A 20,900-nucleotide genomic window follows, 5' to 3' on the forward strand; every position below is an offset into this window, starting at 1 on the left:
TCAAAACCAAATGTAAGGCATTGATTTACCACGAGATGTGGCGGAGGGACAGGGATTCGAACCCTGGGTAGGCTATTAACCTACGCCGGTTTTCAAGACCGGTGCATTCAACCGCTCTGCCATCCCTCCACGGCCGGCAATACTACCGGAAACTTCATTCCAGTCAATGGTCTAAGCAAAGGTTGTAGCAAATTCCTCGCAGATTGCTGTCATGGACCGCTGCCGGTGCCCTTGTTGCACTCTGTCACAAAAGTCGCGGGGTCGATATGCCTGTACGGCACGGGATTTCTTGATTTGAAGTGACTAACCGGTATGATCAAACCGATTAAAGGACCTCTTGTTTGCAACCATTGGAGCTTGAACATGAACACCCAGCAACGAACTAACACTCTCCAGCATACGGGAGTGAACGAGGCGGAAGTCAGCAAACTGTTCCGCAACACCTATAGTCTGTTGGCCATGACCCTGGCATTCAGTGCTTTGGTTGCCTTTGGGTCGATGAGCCTTAACCTGCCGCATCCCGGTATCATCATCACGCTGGTCGGCTTCTACGGCTTGCTGTTCCTGACTACCAAGCTACGCGATTCGGCGTGGGGCCTGGTCAGTACTTTCGCCTTCACCGGCTTTCTCGGGTATACGCTCGGTCCGATCCTGAATATGTACCTGTCGCTGCCTAACGGCGGTTCGCTGGTGACTATGGCGCTGGGCATGACGGCTCTGGTGTTCTTCAGTCTGTCGGCCTACGCAATCCTGACGCGCAAGGATTTCAGCTTCCTGTCCGGATTCATCATGGCCGGCTTTGTGGTGTTGCTGTGCGCAGTCGTGGCGAGCTTCTTCATCCAGATCAGCGGCTTGCAGATGGCCATTTCGGCCGGCTTCGTACTGTTCTCCTCTGCAGTGATCCTGTATCAGACCAGCGCGATCATCCACGGCGGCGAAGACAACTACATCATGGCTACGATCACATTGTTCGTATCCATCTATAACCTGTTCCTGAGCCTGCTGCAGCTGCTCGGCATCTTTGGCAGCAACGACTGATCTGATCAACGCAGGTATACTACCGGGGCCCGCTTAATGCGGGCCTCCTTGTTTTCAGCGGTTGAGAGTCCATGAAATTTGCTATTGCTCTGCTCGCCGGCCCGCAGGATCCGGCCGCCCGAAGCGCACTCAGCTTTGCCAAGGCTGTGATCGCCGAAGGTCACCAGATCAGCCGTCTGTTCCTTTACCGGGACGCGGTGCATCTCGCCTCCAGCCTGGGTGTTCAACCGCAGGATGAATCCGATATAGCGCTGGAATGGCGCCAGTTCATCGCCGAGCACGAGCTGGACGCAGTGGTATGCATTGCAGCAGCCCTGCGCCGCGGCGTGCTCAATGAAGACGAGGCCCAGCGCTGGGAGCGTCCGGTTGCCAATACTGGCGCGCCCTGGGAACTGTCCGGCCTCGGGCAGTGGGTAGATGCCCTGCAAACGGCTGATCGCGCCGTCACTTTCGGTACCTGATCATGAAAAGCCTGTTGATTATCAGCCGTCACCCGCCTGCCCGCCTGGCTGCCCGTGAAGCACTGGATCTGGCGCTTGCTGCGGCGGCCTTCGGTGTCCCCACGGCCTTGTTGTTTATGGATGACGGCGTACTGCAGTTGTTGAAAGGCCAGGATGCCACGCAGATCAACCGCAAGTCTCTCGCCGCCAATCTGCAGGCGTTACCCCTGTTCGGCGTGGAAGAGATCATGGTGTGCCAGCATTCAATGGGCGAACGCGGCCTTGGCGGTGCTCAGTGCCTGCTGGATGCGCGTCCTGTTGAAAGCGCCGAGATCGCCGCCCTCCTCGACCACTACGATCAGGTTGTTACGCTCTGATGCTGCATATACTTCGTCACTCACCAGGTAGCGAGACCCGCTTCGCCAGCTGCCTGCGCGGCCTGGGCCCTCAACAGAGCCTGCTGCTGCTGGAAGATGCCGTCTATGGCTTGCTGCCGCGCTCAAGGACGCTGGCTTCGCTGCAAATATTGCCCGGCAGCGTGCGTTTGTATGCCATGGAAGCCGACATCCTGGCGCGCGGCATTGCGCTGGATGATCTGCCGGAGCGCGTCAAACTCATCGATTACCCGGCCATGGTGCAGCTCTGCGTCTATCACTCGAAAGTGGTGAGCTGGTGACAGTCATCACGGTAGATGGCCGCTCTGTTGCGCTCGACAAGGAAGGCTTTCTGGTCGACCTTGGGGACTGGTCAGAGCAGGTGGCCGTAGAGCTGGCGCAGGCTGAGGGCATCACGCTCGGAGACGAGCACCTTGAGGTCATCCACGCCCTGCGCCGCTTTTACGCGGAATATCAGCTGTCTCCGGCCATGCGCCCGCTGGTCAAATACATCGGCCAGCAGCTTGGCCCGGAAAAAGGCACCAGCCTGCATCTGCTGCGGCTGTTCCCCGGGAGCCCGGCAAAACTAGCCAGCAAGATCGCAGGCTTGCCTAAACCGGATAATTGTCTCTGATGCGGAGCGGCCTGAATGGATAATATTCAGACGGTGCTCGGTCTCGCGACGGCCGTGATGTACTGGCTGCTGATTGCGCTGGTGACCGCACGGGTCATTGCGCGGCGCAAACCGGTGAGCGTAACCCTGGCCTGGCTGCTGGTTATATTCATCGTTCCGATCCTGGGCGCGGTGCTCTACTTGCTCGTCGGTGACCTGAACCTGGGCCGCAAGCGCGCCGGCCGCGCCGAAGCCATGATCGAGCCCTATCTACGGAGCCTGCACACATCCTTTCCGGCCGACGTTTCGCTGCCAGGCGGCCAGCTCAGTCTGGCTATCAACCAGTTGCTATCCACCCAGATTCATATCAGCGCGCAGAGCTATCAGTCGCTGGAAGTGCTGGACGCACCCGAGGATATCTTCGATCGGCTATGTGATGATGTGCGCCGTGCACGTCGATGCATTCGCATCGAGACGTATATCTGGTTCCCCGGTGGGCGGGCCGATGAGCTGGCACAAACATTGATCGAAGCGGCTGGCCGCGGTGTGGAAATCTATCTGTTGATTGACCATGCCGGTAGCCGCCCCTTCTTCCGGTCTCGCTGGTACAAGCAGATGAAGGCAGCCGGAATTGAAGTTACCGCCGCGCTGCCAGTGCGGTTGCTGCGGGCGCTGGTCCATCGCATCGACCTGCGCATGCACCGCAAGCTGATCGTGATTGACGATGCCGTCGCTTACACCGGCTCGATGAACATTGCTGACCCGGCGTTTTTCAAGCGCGACGCCAAGGTGGGCCCCTGGATCGATATCATGCTGCGGATCGATGGCCAGGCTGCGGCGGGACTGGCCAAAGTGTTTGCCTGGGATTGGGAGGTCGAGACAGGCCAGCGCCGCCTGCCGGAGGTCGGTAACACCCCGGATAATCCCAGCCAGTGGCTGATGGTATTGCCCTCCGGCCCGGGCATAGGCGAAGACCTGATCGGGCACGCCACGCTCACCAGCATCTATCGCGCCAATCACAGTATCGTCATCAGCACGCCGTACTTCGTGCCCTCCGAAGCCATCCTCGAGGCCTTGTGCCAGGCGGCTCATCGTGGCGTCAAAGTGCAGCTATTGTTGCCACGGCGCAACGATTCTCTGATGGTGGGTTGGGCAAGCCGTTCCTACTTCGAGATGCTGCTGCAGGCCGGGGTAGAAATCTTTCTGTTCGATGGCGGGTTGCTGCACACCAAGGCCATGCTGATGGATGAGCAGCTCGCCCTGGTGGGCAGCGTCAACCTCGACATTCGCAGCCTTCAGTTGAACTTCGAGCTGACCGTCGCATTGACGACCCCGGAGAGTTGTGCACATATCAGGGCGGTGCTGGATTCCTACCAGGCACGCAGCGAGCAGCTGTTATTGAGCCGCTGGCAACAACGCAGCAAGGCCGCTCGCGGTCTGGAAAGGCTGATGTATTTCATGAGTCCGTTGCTGTAAGCCCGACCTCACATTCAGAGCTGGCTCTCGATTGGCAACCAGCCCAGCAACCAGGCACTGATGCGGCGCAGCGCCGATGCACCCGGCTCGCTGGTCCAGGTGTGCCCGTCTGCATGCCATTTGATGTCTCCATCCTCATCCAGCTGCAAGCGAAACGCGTAGCTCTCTGACGTCCAGCGTTCGAACAGTTTAGCTGCCTGCGCGGCGAGCTCTGGCTGCTCAACAAACACGCCCGATTCGGTATTCAGCCAGAGCGACCGCGGGTCAAGATTGATCGAGCCGACGAACAGGTCGCGCCGATCGAAGACGAAGGTTTTGGCATGCAAGCTGGCCAGGGATTCGCTCAGGAAGGGACTGGCCCGCCCCTGCTGCCCGGCGATCGGACGCAGCTCCCACATCTCGGCGCCCGCCTCAAGCAGCGGCTTTCGGTACGGGGCATAGTTGGCGTGAACGGCCAGCAAATCGGTACTTGAGAGTGAGTTGGTCAACACTTTCAGGGCCGCGTCGGCCATCACCTTGTCCACCAGAAACGCCTGGCCCTGCGCGCCCGGAATCAAATAGGCGGTCATCAGCAGCAGTTCGTCTTCGGCCTCCTCGGCACGCCTGGCCAGCTCATACGCAACATGTGAAACATCTTTGCGCGGCTCCGTGGGGTCAGCCTTCTCCGGCGGATCGTATACCCACTCGGCTGGGCCCCAATGCCAAGCCAAGCTGTCGTCGCTCAGAACCTGCCGGTACGGCGACTCATTCACGCCGTCCAGGTAGCGACGGGTCTCCACGCGTCCAACCACTGAACGGATGCTTTTACGCAGCTGCACCAGCGAGCCATTGGCTGACTTGCCCGCCACTGCCTTGATCGGGATGGCACTGCGGCTGTTCCAGAACTCGTCGAAACTACGGCTGACGTCACGGGTAATCGGACCTATTCCCAGGATATCCACGTCATGGAAGGTCATTTCGCTCAATGCGTAATACTCGTCGCCGATATTGCGCCCCCCGGTAACGAAAACGCTGCTATCGGCAACCATCAACTTGTTATGCATGCGGTAATTGATACGCGCAAACTCGGCGACCTTGCTCAGATTCCGGAGCCACTTGTGGCGAAAGGTCAGCGGGTTGAACAGACGCAGCTGGATATTGGGATGGTGATCCAGCGCGGAGACACTGAAATCCGCCAGGCCATTGCCTATGTCATCCAACAGAATGCGCACCCGTACGCCGCGATCTGCTGCAGCCAGCAGCCGCTCGGCCAGCAGGGCTCCGGTGAGGTCCGAGCTGTAGATGTAATACTGCAGATCAATGCTGTGCTCCGCCATGTTGATCATCTGCAGCCGGCTGGCCAAGGCGTCGGAGCCGTTCGCCAGCAGCCTGAATCCGGACAGCTGGGTGTCATCCGGTTGCCGGTCCTGCACGTAGCGACTTAACGGTGAATCCAGGTCGACCGGTAGCACGTAGCTCGGCGGCGCATCGTGCTGGGGCAAGGTCGTGGCGCACCCGCTCAGGGCTGCCGTACAGAACATGAGAACTACAACTGCCAGTCTATTCACATGGTCTCGCTTAGGATCCATTAGGTTTTACCGCTAGCCGCGAGGTGACCGGAGCAGCTTGATGACTACTTCAAACAGCTCCACACGCGACTATCGGCTTCCATCAAAGAGGACACGAAGCATGCAAGGAAGTGCCCGTCGCTGCAAGTTTCGCAACGCACGGGGCGGGGTTGATCACATGGGTCACGCTCTGAGATCCCGCGACGGGAGACATCGCGGGCCTGGGATGACAATCAGTTGCGGGGCTGGTCAATCACGCCGAGCTGATATTCGGTACTGCGGGTACCGCGCGTATGGATCAGCATGTAGCCCTCCATGGTCGGCGTGAGATTGTTGCGCTCTGCGGCAGTGAACAGCGCGTGCCAGAGCGTGCCTGGATCGGCATCCGGATCGTGGGCAACGATCCGTAACGCCTTGCTCGCAGGCTTTTGCTCAACCTGATAACGCCACGCCGAGGTGGTACCAGCCGAGACCGGAAAGGCCACACCCGCTTTGAGCTTTTCGGCGTTGCTTTCGGTGAGATCATTGAACACCAGCGTCAGCGGGCCTTTTATCTCACCCTTGCCTCGGCGCACTGCTGCAGTGCCGATTGCCCGGGCCATCTTGCCGAGATCCTTGCGTAAACGTTGCGGATGCATTTCCACCGCCTGGCCGAACAGCGTCATAGCCGGGCGATCGATGAGTTTTACCCGATAATCCTGGCCTGCTTCGCTGATGCTGATCTCCTCGCCACGGCGCAGGTCTGCCCGCGCCTGCAATGTAGCGGGTGCGGGCGCATAGTCGGCGATGCACAGAGGGCCCTGCACGCGACTGCGCTGCGCACCATCCAGCTGGCGGTTCTGCGCCAGCAGTCCACACACCTGGTCCTTGTAGCCAGCCCATTCCATGCGCGTCGCGCCTGCAGCAATCAGTTGGTCAATGATGCGGCCGCTCGCATGTTGCGCGGCCAGCGTCAGTGCCGTCTGTTTGCCGGTCGTTGCCTCCGTCCGGTCCGGCCCACCCGCGCCGGCACCAGTCTGCCTGCGGGTTTGCCTGTGCACATCTGCACCATGCTCAAACAGCAGCTTCACGCTGTCGGGCCGATCAAGCTGAACAGCGCTCATCAGTGCGGTCTTGCCCCAGTCGTTGGACTGGTTGGGGTCGAAGCCGTGGCGTAACAGCAATGTCAGCGCCTCGGGATTGCCGACCGCGGCCATGGTAGCGGAGTTACCATCTGGCCCCCTGCCCCGCTGGCCCCCCATTTCTGCGGTTTCATACTCTATGAAGTCGCTGACGACGCGTAACGGTGCGTTGTTGAGCAGAACACTGTGCAAGGTGGCGAAATTGCGACCCTGCTCCAGCTCTCCAGTCTGCGGCGCGATGGCATAGCGCGGCTGATAGCGGGCAAATGCAGCCAGCGGCATATCCGGTACGGTCTGCGGTGCCGCAAGGTTATCCATGCTGCGTGCCAGGCTGGCGTGAAACAGCAGGTCAGCCGCGGCTGTCGCCTGCGCGGTTTCCAGGCCTTGATCACGGAACATCTGCTGCAATTCCTGATAGGCCGGCTGCATCATCGGCAATACCTTACGGTAGATCTGCTTGTTGCGCAGGTTGCGTTCAGACCAGCCGAAGAACGCCTCCAGCACCTCATCGTTGCGCTGCTGGAGGGCTGCCTTGCGTCCGTAGCGGGATAAGGCTTCCGCCCCGACCAAGGGCAGATTGAGCAAGGTCCATTGTTGCTCTTTCCAGGTCTGGAAGTTGTCCCGGCGCTCGTGCTGCGCATATTCGGCCAGCGGGTCGCCAGCAAGGGTGTCGAGCTCGGTTTGCAGCGCTTGATAGGCAGGCAAACCGGCCAGCGTATTGGTGCGCGGCGGGGTCAGGTAGGTCTGGTACAGACACAAGGGCTCAAGCTGTTTGCCCTGTAGCCGGTACAAGCCCGCGTAGGCGGACTCACCCCGGGCTGCGGGCGAATAGAATCCCCAGCTTTCATTTACCAGCACCAGCGTCTGGCCATTGCGCTCAAGCACATCAATCGAGGCGTAGTCACCGGTCTGCGATGAGGATGCATGCGCGCGACCGCCGTAGTTAGGCTGCTCGGCGACCCAGAGCGGCAGGGTCCGGTGATCCAGCACAGGCACACCATCAACGCTGACGCCACGGGCCCGGCGCTCATAACCGGCATAGAGCCCCGCGTCGTACAGGTTGACCGATATATCAGAGGCACCGACCTTTGTTTGCTGACTGCCCGCATGGCTGCCCGCCAGTACCTGAACGTTTGGCAACGCATCCGGACGCGGTATGCCGTCGCGCTTGAGCTCACGGTTGAGCGCTGCGCCAATGGCTTCACACATGCCCTGCCCGCGACTATCCACCAGGCGATACTCCGCATACGAGGACCAGGCATGCGCTTCCTTCTGAGTCTGTGGCGCTGGCACGGCCCAATCCGCCAGCTGTCGTGCACGCTTGCGATACATGGATTCCAGGCAGGCAATCGCCTGCGGATTTGCCGCCTCAGCGCGCGCTTCCTCAGTCAGGCCACACTGCCCGGCTCTGGACAGCATCCAACGGCGCTGATTGGCCTCCAGCAACAAACCGCCGGGCACATCCAACTCGCGCAGTTTTTGTCGGTATTGATCGACAACCTGATGATCGAGCCGGGAAAGCGCCTCACTGGCGCAGATCTGTTGGTGCACCGCCGGCAGCGCACCACCGCAGGCGAAGCTGGCCAGTGTTTGCGGTTTATCGGTGTAGCTGCGCGGCGTGTTGTCGTGAAAAGGCACCGGCCCGGAAACCGGCTCGGATACACAACCGCCTAGCAATGCGAGCGCCCCGGCCAACACAGCGCTCCGTGGAACAATCAGTACAGCCATGGTCAGGCTCCTAATCTAAAAATATTGCTGTGCCATAAATCGTGTAGCGCGACGCGCCCTGATTCGGCGGTGGCGGAAAGGGACCAGCCAGACGTATCGCCTGCTCAGCGGCGTCATCCAGCACGGCATCACCACAAGGATCGATCTCGAAGGAAATCATCTTGCCCTGCGCATCCACCAGAATTTCGTAGGGGATATAGCAGCGGCGTTTGAAATCCTCGGGATCGCCCTTGTATCCCGGCGGTGGCTTGTAGGAAGAACCGGCCGGCCGCTTGAGATTGGCTATCACCTTGTTCTTCACCGTATCCGCGTAGCCTGACGGCACGGGCCTTCCGCGACCTGGAGAGTCACTGGCAGCCGGAGCAGGCGGTGCAGCCCAGTTATCATTCGCTCCGAAGGAATGCACCGGCGGGCCCTTGCGTTTCGGCGGAGCAGCGGCTTGCTGGCGCGGCGGAGGTGACGTTGGTTTGGCCGGTTCGGGCTCCGGCTCCGGCTCCGGTTCGGGCTCTGGCTCCGGTTCTGGCTCCGGCACAGGCTCGGGCTCGGGCTCGGGCTCGGGCTCTTTGGGCAGCTCAACCAGTTCTACAGCCACCACATTGGATTCTGGAGCCGCCTTGTGGCTGAATCGCCCACTACTGAGCCATGCGATCAATGCCGCATGCACAATCACCGATACCACTATCACGCCTAAACGAACCAACCAGCCGGCATATGTGCTGGTCATCTTCATCAGGGCTCCAGCTCTTCGGTCGCCACCAGGCTGATGCGCGTATAGCCGGCTTTTTGCAGCGTATTCATCACCCGCATCAGGGTGCCGTAGTCAACGGCCTGATCACCGCGCAGAAACATGCGGGTGTCGGTTTGAGCGCCGGTCAGGCTTGCGACCAGCGAAGCGAGCTCGCCCAAGGCGACAGGCGTTTCCTGCACAAAAAGCGCCCCACCAGGCTGGACGCTAACGTACACCGGATCAGCCGGTGGCGGACTGGCGGTGGAGGCATTGCTGGGCAAGTCTACCGGTACGTCAACGGTGGCGAGCGGCGCGGCCACCATGAAGATGATCAGCAACACCAGCATCACGTCGACGAAGGGCGTGATGTTCATTTCGGCGTTCTGCTGATAGTTATGCCGCTTGACCATGGGGCCCGAGTTGAACTGGATGCTCATCTCAACGCCCCTCGTCCATTTGCCGTGATACAGAGGCAATCATCTCGGCCGAGAAGTTATCCAGCGAACCGACGAAGCCGTTAATGTCGCGGGCAAACTTGTTGAAGATCATCACCGCAGGGATGGCTGCGAACAGCCCCAGGGCAGTGGCCAGCAACGCTTCGGCAATGCCCGGCGCAACCACCGCCAGGCTGGCAGTCTTCATGGTGGCGATACTGGCAAAACTGTTCAGGATGCCCCATACGGTGCCGAACAGCCCAATGAATGGCGCTGTCGCCCCGATGGTCGCGAGCACGCCCATCATGGTGCCCAGCCGTGCGAGATCACGTTCCTGGACGATGCTGGATGTGAGCGACATGCGCTGCAGCAAGCGATTGATCTGGTCGGCATTGGCCTCGCCATTACGGTGCCGGCCGAAGTGCTTCAGCTCAGACTGAGCAACCTGCCACATTCGGCCCATGGGGCTTTTATCTGCCTGCTCGGCCAATGTTGCCGTTTCACCTTTGCGAAAGGCCGCGAGAAATTGCGTGTTGCTGCGGCGGGTCCGGTTGAAAACGATCAACTTTTCCATCAGTACCGCCCAGGTCAATAGCGAGCAGCACACCAGCAGGATCATCACCGCCTTGACCACCACATCGGCCTGCAGGAACATTTCCCGTGCGCCAAATCGTTCCATTTGAACCGCACTCCCCGCTTCGGTAGGCGCTGCATTGCTCTGCACAGGCTGGACCTGAGCCGCGGGTGCATCGGGTTGTTGCGCCAGTACCACACCGGTCATACCGCAAAGGACAATAAGTACGGATAACGCTGCCAATCGCATACGGGCCTGCCAGCGAGCCGCGCGGTTGAGGATAATACTCGTCTGCATAGGAACCTCTTTTATCGTTGTTATCAGGCTCAGCCCACTCACCCCAACGGCAGTGACGGGTCTGAATTCAAAGATTGAGCAAAGCGTGTAAATCGGCTACATAACGCGCGAAGGCCTGACGCCCAGCGGGGCTGAGACGCACCCGTGTACGCGGCTTCTTGCCGGCGAAATCCTTGGTGATTTGTACGTACTCTGCGTTCTCCAGGGTGCCAAGGTGCGCACCCAGATTGCCGTCAGTCGCTTTCACGATGGATTTGAGCGCCACGAACTCCAGCCACTGATTCGCTTCGAGCGTGTTCAGCGCCGCCATGATTTTCAGGCGAACCGGCTGATGGATGATTTCGTCGGGGCTGTGCATGTCAGAAATTCCGCAACCACAGGCCCGAGATCGCCAGCGTTCCGCCGAAGGCGAACGCCATCCACCACCAGAACCAGGCATCCAGCCACAGATAACCAACCATGCTCAGCACAGCCAGTAGCACGCCGATAACGAGATAACGCGGCCTGAGCTGTACGCCACGCAGGATGTACAGCGTGGCCACGAACAAGGGTGCAAGCATGGCGCCCTGCCTGGGAGTCAACGGCCACATGACAATATTGATCAGCACGCAGAGCAGCAGAATGCTGCCGATCAGTGCGAGGTAGCGCCAGGCGATACCGGGAATGTCGGGATTGGTGCGGCGGGCAATGGAGCTACCGGCTATCAGCGCGATGATTATAATCAGCGTCCATACGAGCAGGATGTAATCGGTGAACAACCCGGTCAAAGCGAAGCCGATGATGTAGGCGAAACCCCATAGGACCATCTGGCCCGACTCGGCCTGGTAGTCCTGAAACCCGGCGGCGCGGGCATTGATTTCGGCAATTTCCCGCAGAGCGCGGGCGGCTTCTTCGGCAGATGATGCCATCAGAAAAAACTCTTGTTATTCGTTATGCAAAGTACTCTATGTAATAGAGCGAACGAAAACAAGTATCGTCTCGAATTAAATAAATAGGAATTTGTGACCCAATCGAGAGACAGGAAAGAGGTTACCTGGTTAGTCAGTGGTCACAGGTATCCCGACAGTAGCTCTTCAGCCCAGCCATCGAGTGGCTGATACCGCTCGAGAACACCCTCGTGCAAGCGCGCGAGGCGCACGAAAGGCTGCTCCAGGCTGCTGTTATCGATGACGTGCACTTCATTGGCGAGTGCCAGCGCCCGGCGAACATTTCCCAGTGTGCGCGGGATGCGCGATTCGATCTTGATTTCAGGCACCGCATGGCCCCCCTCGCCCACTCGCTGCGCGACCCGTGCCTTGTTCAGATCGGAACCGTCGAGATGGATAAATACCAGGATGACCTGATAACCGCGTGCTCTGGCTTCGGCGACAAAATCGATTTTGGAGGGATGCGAGAAGACGGTTTCATAGCAGAAGGTGGCGCTCTCCTGCAGCAATTCGTAGCGGATGACTTCGGCCAGTCGCGCCGCTCGATAGCTGGCCTCCTCCGGATTGTCGGGCGATAGATCCCGGGCAATATTGTCGGCGTTAATGAAGACCATCCCGCGCGGCTCAAGAAACAACCGGTAGAAGGTGCTTTTACCCGCACCATTGCCGCCGGTGAGGATCCAGAGCTGCTTTTGCGGCGGCATGGTTCAGATGATCATCCCTGTAAGGGCACGAACTGACCATCGCGAAACCGCCCGGTCTCGACGCGCCCGTCCGGATGATGTTGCTCGAGCAGACCGGGCAGTGATCGACTGGCCTGATAGCGGATCGTCGACGCGCTGACCCGGTCGCCAAGTGTTCCAGTAGCGCGCGCCAGATCGATGTCTGCGAACACATCGTCAGATGCGACCGGCTCGGCGCGCACAGGCTCGACACGGATCCGCGCCAGCCCTTCCCTGATGGCAAGCAATGCCCGCGCATCCAGATCGCGCTCTACTGCGCGGCCGATCTCAGCCCAGTATTCAATCTGGCGCGGCGTGGTGCGCTTTTCCAGGCTGCCCTGCGTCGCGGCTGCCACTACCAGTTTTTCATCAAGTCGAAGCGGTGAAGACGTAGCCATAACCATTCTCCTGGTCAACAGACCTATGCCACCATAGCAATTGTAGCGCCGCGCTACAAGCCTACTAAGTCAATCAGAGCGACCGGTCAGAACCCTTCGCCAGCCAGGCGGTCAGCCAGGTCCTCAAGGATATCGAGCCCCTGCACGTCGGTATCCAGCCAGGGCAAACGTGGGCGAGGCAGCGCGGCAAACACCTCATCAATCCGCTGCAAATAGGTAGCCTCCTGTTGTCGCCGGCGTTCAAGAAAGGCGCCATCGGCTTCGACCGGTATGACCCGATTCACCAGCGTGGCCACCACAGGAATACCTGCCTCCTGCAGCGTGGTAGCCGCCCTGGCTGTTTCCAGAATCGGCAGGCGCTCCGGAGTGAGAACAAACATGAAACCGCTCAGAGATGCATCTTCCAGCTGGCGACGCGCCTGATGGAACAGCCTGCGCCGGTTGAGCAGCGTTTCCGCTATGTCCCGCGTGCGCTGGTCCAGCGCGCTCAATGCATCCTCCTTCGGATCATCGAAGGGGGAACTCACGTCGCGACCCGCCTTGGGCGTCAGGTGTTTCAGTACCTTCCCCAGCTGCTCGGACTTGCGGTTATGCGTGAGCAGGCCGTCGGTCCAGGCGGCCATGGCCTCGGGCAAGGTCAACAGGCGCAGGGTGTGGCCGGTTGGAGCCGTATCGAAGATGATCAGGTCATAGGCCAATTCAGCGTCGGTAATCAGCCGGGCGATGCGCTCCAGCAGCGCCGCCTCTTGCGCACCCGGGGACTGGCGGGTCAATTGCATCTGACGCTTGAGCTCGTCCATCATTTCCGGCGCAGCGAAGCCGCGCATCTGCGCCGTGACCCGCGCGAGATGCGCCTCGACCTCGATATCCGGATCAATTTCCATGGCATCCAGATTAGGCAGCAGGCGACGCGGTGTATCGTCCAGTTGCCTGGCGAATACGTCGCCAAGGCTGTGCGCAGGATCAGTGGAAACGATCAGGCAACGCTTGCCCCGACGAGCGGCCAATACCGCCAGCGCAGCCGACACCGTGGTTTTGCCCACGCCACCTTTACCGCCGACCCAGACCAGGCGGCGATCTAACAAATCAAACATAGTCGTTCCTTGCGGCAACAGATCAGCAACAGCGGAAATGATCCAGCGGGGAATGTTCCATACCCTGGCGCTTGTGCCAGTCATGGAAGCGCTCAAGCAACAGCGGCTGCAGCTCAAGCGTGTAATAGGCCGCGGGATTGGGAACACCCATCATCTCGGCAAACACAAGGAGCATGAACAGATCATCCTCGTCGCGCCTGGCGCGGGCAATCGCGCCGCGATAACGGGTGCTGTAAACCTCTTCCAGAAAAAAGCGCGCCTGGCCTAACCAGGCGCGCCATTCAGATGGCGTCTTGCTGGACATCAGCTTTCCGATGCTGCCAGGGCACGGTGACGCTTCAATGCAGCGGCGCACTCCAGCGCCACCAGAACCGCGGCGACCAGCACGACAATATCCAGCCCGAGCAGGAACCAGTTCCCTGTTTCGTAGAAGGTCCGCAACTGGAACAACAGCGCAACGACTGTCATCACCAGCAGGAAGCACAGCGGCGCCAATGTAAACCACATGGGGCGACGCAGATGTACCAGCATGACGGTGATCACCAGCAGGGTGAGACCGGCCAGTAGCTGGTTAGTGGTACCAAACAGTGGCCAGATGATCATCCCGCCGGAGCCATCCGCTCCACCTGCGCCGAATGCAAGCAGCAGACAGGTGCCCACGGCCAGCAAGGTGGCCGGCAGCGGCTTGGTCATCCACTCCTGCTTATAAATCTCGCCCCACTCCTGGAAGATATAACGCTGCAGGCGCAGGCCGGTGTCCATGGTGGTACCGGCGAACAGCGCTGCCATTACGGTCAGCAACGTCGCTGCGGTGACCTCGGGTACACCCAGACCGTTATGAATGATGAACGCGCCGCCTTCAACGAAGGCTTTAACGCCGCCCTGACCGAAGGCACTGTACATCGCCTGCCAGTCAGCGAGGCTGGCAAAACCAGCTGAAGCGACCAGGATCGCCGCGAGTGCCAGCCCGCCTTCGCCAATGGCACCGAAGTAACCAACAAAGCGCGCGTCCGTTTCCCGGTTCAGCTGCTTGGACGTGGTGCCCGAAGACACCAGACCATGGAAGCCGGAAATGGCGCCACAGGCGATGGTGACAAACAGCAGCGGCACCATCGAAGGCGTACCCGCTGGCACGTCAATGTTCAGCATCGGCGCAATCATGGTCGGATTGAGCAGGAGGATCGCGCCATACAGAACGATCAGGCCGACAAATAGCTGCAGGCCGTTGATGTAATCCCGCGGCTGCAGCAGCACCCATACCGGCAGCACTGATGCGATGGCGGCATACAGGAACAGCAACAGGATCCACATGGCGTTGCCGGACATCCCCGCCACTTCAGCGGGCATCTGCAAGGGTACGGAGGGTCCGATCCAGATCATTGCGTAGAGCGCCGCAACCCCGATGACCGAGACAACAGGCAGCGAGAGAATGCGACGGTAGATCAGCTGGCCGATGATCAGTGCCACGATGATCGCCCCCCAGACCGGCACCACCGCCGTCGGGAAACTCATCATCAGATTCGCAATCACCACAGCGAACACCGCGTTCACCATCAACAGCACCAGAAAGATGACGATCATGAAGATGCTGCGGGCGCGCTTGCCGACCACATCTCCGGTAAGCGAGCCGACCGATCGGGCCTTGTTACGAACGCTTGCCCAGATGGCGCCAGTGTCATGCACCCCGGCGAAGAAGATAGTGCCGAACACTACCCAGGCAAACGCCGGTGCCCAGCCCCAGATCACCGCAATGGCCGGCCCGACAATTGGCGCGGCGCCCGCTACAGAGGTGAAATGATGACCCCAGAGGACGAATTTATTGGTCGGAACGAAGTCGATGCCGTCCTCAAACTCATTGGCGGGGGTTCGGTAATCGGGATCCAGACGGTAGATTTTCTCAGCAATGAATTTGGAGTAGATGAAATACCCCAGGGCCATAAGGACCAGGCCGATCGCCAACAGAATCGCGGCACTCATGTAGTGCTCCTTGGTTATTGTTAGAGGATTTCTGCTCTATCACACCCGTTACCAGCGCCGGTGCAATGTTTCAGAGGCTTCCTTAGCATCAAACAGATTCCGGGCAGGCCCGAAACCCACTTAATATAGTCATTATTCAGCCATCAGCCCAGCCCGAAAGCGCCTCAGGATCAAGACAGGCTAATCGTGCTCGACGTAAATCAGCTCCTCCGTGGCGAAGCCAAGCTCGTCAGCCCGCGATTCGAACGCTTCGATCAGTTCATCACTCACCTGCGGCTCACGTGCCAGCAGCCAGAGATAATCGGTGTTATTGCCGGCCACCCAGGCATACTGGTAATCCTCCTTGTCGAGCTCGAAGATGGCGTAGGAACTGTAAAACGGGCCGAAGAACGAGACCTTGAGGTGACCGATATCCTCGGAATAAACGAAGTAGCCCTTGCCTTCAGCTTCGCTCCATTCGCCCTCTTCTTCGGAATAGCCGCGGTTCAGAACGCGTATACCGCCGTCTTCCCGCAGACTGTACTCCGCTGTCACCTTGCTCAATCCGCGTTCGAAGGAATGGTCCAGGCGGGCAATTTCGTACCAGGTCCCCAGATAACGGTCTATCTTGAAGTTTTCCACCGGCACAACCTTGTCTGGCAGACTCACACAGCCAACCAGCGTTGAAACGCCCAATGCAACCAGTCCGTTACGACACATCATTGTTGTGATCCTCTCTATGCAGGAATTCAAGAATTCGAGTCATCACTGACTGTGTCGCTTCCAGTTGCTCCGCCGAAACGGCGCAGATCTCGGCTGCGCTTTGCACAAAGGTGCCACCATTCGCCAGCGTATCGGCATCTTCGCTGACGAAGGCGTTGACCAACCGGGTAGTGGCTTCAAGGTGAAATTGCAGACCGATTACCCTGTCGCCCAGCTGAAAGGCCTGGTTCTCGCAGGCAGGACTGCTGGCCAGACGTACTGCGCCAACCGGTAGATCGAAGGTTTCGCCATGCCAGTGCAGAACCCTGAGCTCCTCTGGGAGCTGAAAGCACCCCGGGTTGTCATGCTGAATTCCCTGAACCGGATACCAGCCAATCTCACGCTGGCTGGCCGGGAATATCCGGGAACCCATGACATCGGCAATCAATTGAGCGCCAAGGCATACGCCAAGTACCGGAATACCGGCCTCGATAGCATCGCGAATGAACTGCTTTTCGATGGTCAGCCAGGGATAAATGCTCTCGTCATTCACGCTCATGGGGCCGCCCATGATGATCAGAAGATCAAGTTCGTTGAGCTTTGGCAACAGGTCCCGGGAATACAGATGGGTTGAGGTAATGCCATAACCCTGTTGCTGAAGCCATGTCTCGATGGAACCTGGTCCCTCGAAATCTGCGTGTTGTAGATAGTGCGCGCGCATATGCACTCCCGGTATTAACGTCCGTAACGCTTGCCCCAGCATAGTTGTTAACGCGGGGGCGCGGTGAGTTTTACAGCCAATGCCGTTTACGAAAGAAAATCACCAGCCCGATCACCAGGACCAACATCAGTCCCAACACCGCCGGATAGCCGTAGACCCAGCGAAGCTCCGGCATAACGTCGAAATTCATCCCGTAAACACCTGCAATGAAGGTTAGCGGCATGAACAAGGTGGCAAATATGGTCAGCACCTTCATCACTTCGTTCATACGATTGCTGACGCTGGACAGATAGAGATCGAGCATGCCGATCAGGAGCTCACGCAGCGTGTCTACCGTATCAATCACATGCACAGCGTGATCGTACACGTCCCGCAGAAAGAGCTTCGTTTCGGCGTTGATCAGAGGATTTTCGTCGCGTGAAAGCCTCGAAAGAACCTCGCGTAGAGGCCAGATTGATTTGCGCAGGAGCAGCATCTCACGCTTGAAATGGTGAATCCTGCTGAGGGTCGCCGGGGTCGGGTTATCAATCAGTTCGTCTTCCAGAGCTTCGATCTGATCACCGAGGTGCTCCAGCAGCACGAAATAGTGGTCCACTACGGCATCGAGCAAGGCGTAGGCGAGATAGTCGGCGCGCATGAAGCGGATGCGTCGGCCGGTGCGGAGCCGCTCGCGCACCGCGTCGAATACATCGCCAGGATGTTCCTGCAGTGAAATCACGTAGCCGTCGCCCAGCACCAGGCTGAGCTGCTCGGAATGGATCTGCTGGCGTTCGGTATCAAATCGCAGCATTCGCAACACGATATAAAGGTAACCGTCGTAATTCTCGACCTTCGGGCGCTGGTCGGTGTTGAGGATGTCTTCCAGAACAAGAGGATGCAGTTCGAAGGTCTGGCCGATCGCATCGATAAGCTCCGGCTGGTTCACTCCATCGACGTTGAGCCAGGAGACGCGGTCGCCGTCCTTGTACTGGCTCAGCTCATCCAGGTCAGTGAGCGTGTCGTCCGCCAGATGATCCTGGTCATAATCAATCACCCTGACTGGCGTCGCACCGTTATACGCCTTGCCGATGTGCACCAATGTGCCCGGCGCTGCGCCCACCTTGCGGCCGCGCTTGACCACGATCTTGCGAGCCATGTCCTCTCCTTTGGAATTCGAAACGGCACCAGCCCCTATAACCCTAGAGTACGCCCTGCGATTGGCCCTGCTCGCCCGGTTCGAACCACTTGAGGCGCTCATGCAGGCTCACCACCTCGCCTACGATAAGCAAGGTCGGCGGGTGAATTTCGGTGTTGTGCACCAACGCCGGCATGCTTCCAAGCGTACCGATCAGCACTTTCTGGTTCATGGTGGTGCCCTGCTGGATCAGCGCCATCGGCGTCTCAGCGCCTCGACCATGTTCGATCAGGCGCTGGCAGATTTCCGGCAGCCCTACCAGGCCCATATAGAACACCAGCGTCTGGCCCGGCGCGACCAGATCAGCCCACGGCAGGTTGGTCGAACCATCCTTGAGATGGCCGGTGATGAAGCGTACCGATTGGGCAAAATCCCGATGCGTCAGCGGAATACCGGCGTAGGTAGAACAACCGCTGGCCGCAGTGATACCAGGCACGACCTGAAAAGGAACGCCATTGGCCGTCAATTCCTGAATTTCTTCCCCGCCGCGCCCGAAGATGAAGGGATCGCCCCCTTTGAGGCGCAATACTCGCTTGCCCTCCTTCGCCAGGCGCACCAGCATCTGGTTGATCTGCTCCTGCGGCACCGCATGATTCGCACGCGCCTTGCCGACATAGATGCGTTCGGCGTCGCGCCGGCACAAATCGATGATCGCGTCCGGTACCAGACGGTCATGCAGCACGACATCGGCCTGCTGCATCAACCGCAGCGCGCGGAAAGTCAGCAAATCCGGGTCGCCTGGCCCAGCGCCAACCAGATACACCTCGCCGGTGTAGCTTTGTCCGGCCTGAGCCCCAAGCTGACGTTCAAGCAGGGCCTCAGCCTCTCGCTCCTGACCGGCGAACACCCGCTCGGCAATATCGCCCTGAAACACGTTCTCCCAGAACACCCGGCGCTGATTGATCTGTGGAAATGCCCCCTTCACACGCCCGCGAAAGCGTTTGGCCAATTGCGCCAATTTTCCATAGCTATGGGGAAACAGGGTTTCGATGCGTGCTCGTGTCAGCCGCGACAGGACCGGCGCGTGGCTGCCGCTGGAAATCGCAATCACCAGCGGCGAACGGTCGACGATAGCCGGGAAGATAACCGAACAGAGTTCCGGCGCATCGACCACATTCACCGGCAGACTACGCGCCTGCGCATCGGCTGAAACCTTGGCATTGAGCGGGGAATCATCTGTTGCCGCAACCACCAGCTGCACGCCATCAAGGTCGGCCTGCTGATACGGACGCTCGAAACATTCGCCGCCAGACTGATCGACCAGCTCCTTGAGCTGTGCCTCAACGCGCGAGGCAACCACACGCAACACAGCGCCTGCTTCGCATAAAAGCCGCGACTTGCGCAGGGCAATCTCGCCCCCGCCGACCACAAGCACCAGACGTCCTTGCAGGTTGTGAAAAAGGGGAAGGTAATCCATGGCAACCTCTGGGTTATTGATGACGGCACGCGCAACGTACATAGGCGTGCTGCCAGCCTCGCAGCGAGCGTTGTCGCCCAACTGCGAGAAACTGATGCCTAGCCGATCTGCTCGATGCCGCCCATGTATGGCTGCAGCGCTTTGGGTATGACTATGCTGCCATCAGCCTGCTGATAGTTTTCCAGCACTGCGACCAGCGTGCGCCCCACTGCCAGACCGGAACCATTCAAGGTATGTACCAGTTCCGGTTTGCCGGTTTCCGGGTTGCGCCAGCGCGTCTGCATACGACGGGCCTGGAAGTCAGCGCAGCTGGAACAGGAGGAAATTTCGCGGTACTTGCCCTGGCTGGGGATCCAGACTTCCAGGTCATAGGTTTTGACGGCGCCGAAGCCCATGTCACCGGTACAGAGCGCCAGGGTCCGGTACGGCAGCTCAAGACGCTGCAGAATATCTTCGGCGTGTCCGGTCAGCTCTTCCAGGGCCTGCATGGACGCGTCCGGGCGTACTATCTGCACCATTTCCACCTTGTCGAACTGATGCTGGCGGATCATGCCGCGGGTATCGCGCCCGGCGGAACCGGCTTCACTACGAAAACACGGCGTATGCGCGGTCAGTTTCATCGGCAGCTGTTCCGCGCTGAGAATCTCGCCACTGACCATGTTGGTCAGCGACACCTCGGCAGTCGGGATCAGATACAGGTCCCGCTGATCATCCCCACGCGGCACCTTGAACAGATCTTCCTCGAACTTGGGCAGCTGGCCTGTACCCAGCAGCGCATCGGCCTGCACCAGATACGGTGTATAGACTTCTTCATAGCCATGTTCATTGATGTGTAGATCCAGCATGAACTGGGCCAGCGCGCGGTGCAGCCGCGCGATAGGGCCGCGCATGAGCGCAAACCGCGCGCCGGACAGCTTGGCAGCCGTTTCAAAATCAAGATAACCGTACCGTTCGCCCAGCGCGACGTGGTCCTGAACCTCGAAATCGAACGCGCGCGGCGTGCCCCAGCGGCGCACCTCGAGGTTGTCCTCTTCGTCCTTGCCGACCGGCACGCTTTCGTCGGGCAGGTTAGGCATGATCAGGAACAGTGCGTCCATTTCCGCCTGAACGGCATCCAGCTCCTGCTTTGCAGCAGCAAGCTCTTCACCCATGCGATCGACGTCAGCCAGCAACGGCTTGATGTCTTCGCCACGCGCCTTGGCCTGGCCGATCGATTTGGAACGGCTGTTACGCTCTGCCTGCAGCGTTTCGGTGCGCGTCTGCACCGTTTTGCGGCGTGATTCCAGAGATTCCAGCGCAGCGACATCGAGTTCGAAACCGCGGGTGGCGAGGCGTTCAGCGATCTGCTGGGTTTGACTACGGACCAGTTTCGGATCAAGCATGGGTCATCACTTATTGGTTTTTAGGTGGCAGCCTGGCGC

At 59.4% G+C, this 20,900-nt stretch carries 23 protein-coding genes and 1 tRNA gene; 6 read left to right on the plus strand and 18 right to left on the minus strand.

The window, feature by feature from the left end; genetic code table 11:
• Positions 1–38 precede the first annotated feature (38 nt).
• Positions 39–129 (minus strand) — tRNA-Ser (locus tag G3M63_RS15625).
• 234 nt (positions 130–363) lie between these two features.
• Here G3M63_RS15625 and G3M63_RS15630 point away from each other — a divergent pair.
• From G3M63_RS15630 to cls, 6 genes are all read left to right on the plus strand, one after another.
• Positions 364–1,038 (plus strand): Bax inhibitor-1/YccA family protein, encoded by a 675-nt coding sequence (locus G3M63_RS15630; protein WP_178101008.1) that lies wholly within the window; start codon positions 364–366, stop codon positions 1,036–1,038.
• Positions 1,039–1,109: 71 nt separating this feature from the next.
• On the plus strand, positions 1,110–1,499 hold the full coding sequence (gene tusD / locus G3M63_RS15635; protein ID WP_150298872.1) for a sulfurtransferase complex subunit TusD: 390 nt from the start codon (positions 1,110–1,112) through the stop codon (positions 1,497–1,499).
• Positions 1,499–1,855, plus strand: a complete 357-nt coding sequence (gene tusC / locus G3M63_RS15640; protein ID WP_163984301.1) for a sulfurtransferase complex subunit TusC — start codon at positions 1,499–1,501, stop codon at positions 1,853–1,855. Before tusD ends, tusC begins: the two co-directional genes overlap by 1 nt.
• Positions 1,855–2,154 (plus strand): sulfurtransferase complex subunit TusB, encoded by a 300-nt coding sequence (gene tusB, locus G3M63_RS15645; protein ID WP_163983719.1) that lies wholly within the window; start codon positions 1,855–1,857, stop codon positions 2,152–2,154. The genes tusC and tusB overlap by 1 nt, the downstream gene beginning before the upstream one ends.
• Positions 2,151–2,486, plus strand: a complete 336-nt coding sequence (locus G3M63_RS15650; protein WP_163983720.1) for a TusE/DsrC/DsvC family sulfur relay protein — start codon at positions 2,151–2,153, stop codon at positions 2,484–2,486. The genes tusB and G3M63_RS15650 overlap by 4 nt, the downstream gene beginning before the upstream one ends.
• Positions 2,487–2,501: 15 nt before the next feature.
• A complete protein-coding gene (gene cls, locus G3M63_RS15655) occupies positions 2,502–3,941 on the plus strand; it encodes a cardiolipin synthase (protein ID WP_163983721.1) in 1,440 nt (479 codons plus the stop codon).
• Between the two features lie 14 nt (positions 3,942–3,955).
• Here cls and G3M63_RS15660 read toward each other — a convergent pair whose 3' ends face one another.
• The 17 genes from G3M63_RS15660 to serS all read right to left on the minus strand — a co-directional run bounded on the left by G3M63_RS15660 (position 3,956) and on the right by serS (position 20,861).
• Positions 3,956–5,488, minus strand: a complete 1,533-nt coding sequence (locus G3M63_RS15660; RefSeq protein WP_163983722.1) for a phospholipase D family protein — start codon at positions 5,486–5,488, stop codon at positions 3,956–3,958.
• 233 nt (positions 5,489–5,721) lie between these two features.
• A complete protein-coding gene (locus tag G3M63_RS15665) occupies positions 5,722–8,337 on the minus strand; it encodes an ankyrin repeat domain-containing protein (protein ID WP_163983723.1) in 2,616 nt (871 codons plus the stop codon).
• A 10-nt stretch (positions 8,338–8,347) separates the two neighbouring features.
• A complete protein-coding gene (locus G3M63_RS15670) occupies positions 8,348–9,067 on the minus strand; it encodes a TonB C-terminal domain-containing protein (protein WP_163983724.1) in 720 nt (239 codons plus the stop codon).
• Positions 9,067–9,501, minus strand: coding sequence for a biopolymer transporter ExbD (locus G3M63_RS15675; protein ID WP_163983725.1), 435 nt, complete (start codon positions 9,499–9,501; stop codon positions 9,067–9,069). The genes G3M63_RS15670 and G3M63_RS15675 overlap by 1 nt, the downstream gene beginning before the upstream one ends.
• Before the next feature lies 1 nt (position 9,502).
• Positions 9,503–10,369, minus strand: coding sequence for a MotA/TolQ/ExbB proton channel family protein (locus tag G3M63_RS15680; protein WP_163983726.1), 867 nt, complete (start codon positions 10,367–10,369; stop codon positions 9,503–9,505).
• A 67-nt stretch (positions 10,370–10,436) separates the two neighbouring features.
• Complete coding sequence (locus G3M63_RS15685) at positions 10,437–10,727, minus strand: transcriptional regulator (RefSeq protein ID WP_163983727.1); 291 nt, start codon at positions 10,725–10,727, stop codon at positions 10,437–10,439.
• A gap of 1 nt (position 10,728) precedes the next feature.
• A complete protein-coding gene (locus G3M63_RS15690) occupies positions 10,729–11,277 on the minus strand; it encodes a hypothetical protein (RefSeq protein ID WP_163983728.1) in 549 nt (182 codons plus the stop codon).
• A 140-nt stretch (positions 11,278–11,417) separates the two neighbouring features.
• Complete coding sequence (locus G3M63_RS15695) at positions 11,418–11,999, minus strand: AAA family ATPase (RefSeq protein WP_163983729.1); 582 nt, start codon at positions 11,997–11,999, stop codon at positions 11,418–11,420.
• Positions 12,000–12,010: 11 nt separating this feature from the next.
• Positions 12,011–12,415 carry a hypothetical protein gene (locus G3M63_RS15700; RefSeq protein ID WP_163983730.1) on the minus strand — a complete coding sequence of 135 codons (405 nt, stop codon included), beginning with the start codon at positions 12,413–12,415 and terminating at the stop codon, positions 12,011–12,013.
• Positions 12,416–12,501: 86 nt separating this feature from the next.
• On the minus strand, positions 12,502–13,509 hold the full coding sequence (locus G3M63_RS15705; protein ID WP_163983731.1) for an ArsA family ATPase: 1,008 nt from the start codon (positions 13,507–13,509) through the stop codon (positions 12,502–12,504).
• A gap of 22 nt (positions 13,510–13,531) precedes the next feature.
• Positions 13,532–13,813 carry a cory-CC-star protein gene (locus tag G3M63_RS15710; protein WP_163983732.1) on the minus strand — a complete coding sequence of 94 codons (282 nt, stop codon included), beginning with the start codon at positions 13,811–13,813 and terminating at the stop codon, positions 13,532–13,534.
• Complete coding sequence (locus G3M63_RS15715; protein ID WP_163983733.1) at positions 13,813–15,486, minus strand: carbon starvation protein A; 1,674 nt, start codon at positions 15,484–15,486, stop codon at positions 13,813–13,815. The genes G3M63_RS15710 and G3M63_RS15715 overlap by 1 nt, the downstream gene beginning before the upstream one ends.
• 180 nt (positions 15,487–15,666) lie before the next feature.
• On the minus strand, positions 15,667–16,188 hold the full coding sequence (locus G3M63_RS15720; RefSeq protein ID WP_218573620.1) for a lipocalin family protein: 522 nt from the start codon (positions 16,186–16,188) through the stop codon (positions 15,667–15,669).
• Positions 16,175–16,888 carry a type 1 glutamine amidotransferase gene (locus tag G3M63_RS15725; RefSeq protein WP_163983734.1) on the minus strand — a complete coding sequence of 238 codons (714 nt, stop codon included), beginning with the start codon at positions 16,886–16,888 and terminating at the stop codon, positions 16,175–16,177. Before G3M63_RS15725 ends, G3M63_RS15720 begins: the two co-directional genes overlap by 14 nt.
• Before the next feature lie 70 nt (positions 16,889–16,958).
• The gene (gene corA / locus G3M63_RS15730; RefSeq protein ID WP_163983735.1) at positions 16,959–18,023 is read right to left on the minus strand and encodes a magnesium/cobalt transporter CorA; all 1,065 of its coding nucleotides are present in this window, start codon (positions 18,021–18,023) and stop codon (positions 16,959–16,961) included.
• A gap of 43 nt (positions 18,024–18,066) precedes the next feature.
• Positions 18,067–19,479: a siroheme synthase CysG gene (cysG, locus tag G3M63_RS15735; protein ID WP_163983736.1), complete on the minus strand. Its 1,413-nt coding sequence runs from the start codon at positions 19,477–19,479 to the stop codon at positions 18,067–18,069.
• Between the two features lie 98 nt (positions 19,480–19,577).
• On the minus strand, positions 19,578–20,861 hold the full coding sequence (gene serS, locus G3M63_RS15740; protein ID WP_163983737.1) for a serine--tRNA ligase: 1,284 nt from the start codon (positions 20,859–20,861) through the stop codon (positions 19,578–19,580).
• Positions 20,862–20,900: the final 39 nt, after the last annotated feature.

Source organism: Pseudomonas sp. OIL-1 (assembly GCF_010669185.1).
In the GTDB taxonomy this organism is placed as follows: Bacteria; Pseudomonadota; Gammaproteobacteria; order Pseudomonadales; family Pseudomonadaceae; genus Halopseudomonas; species Halopseudomonas profundi.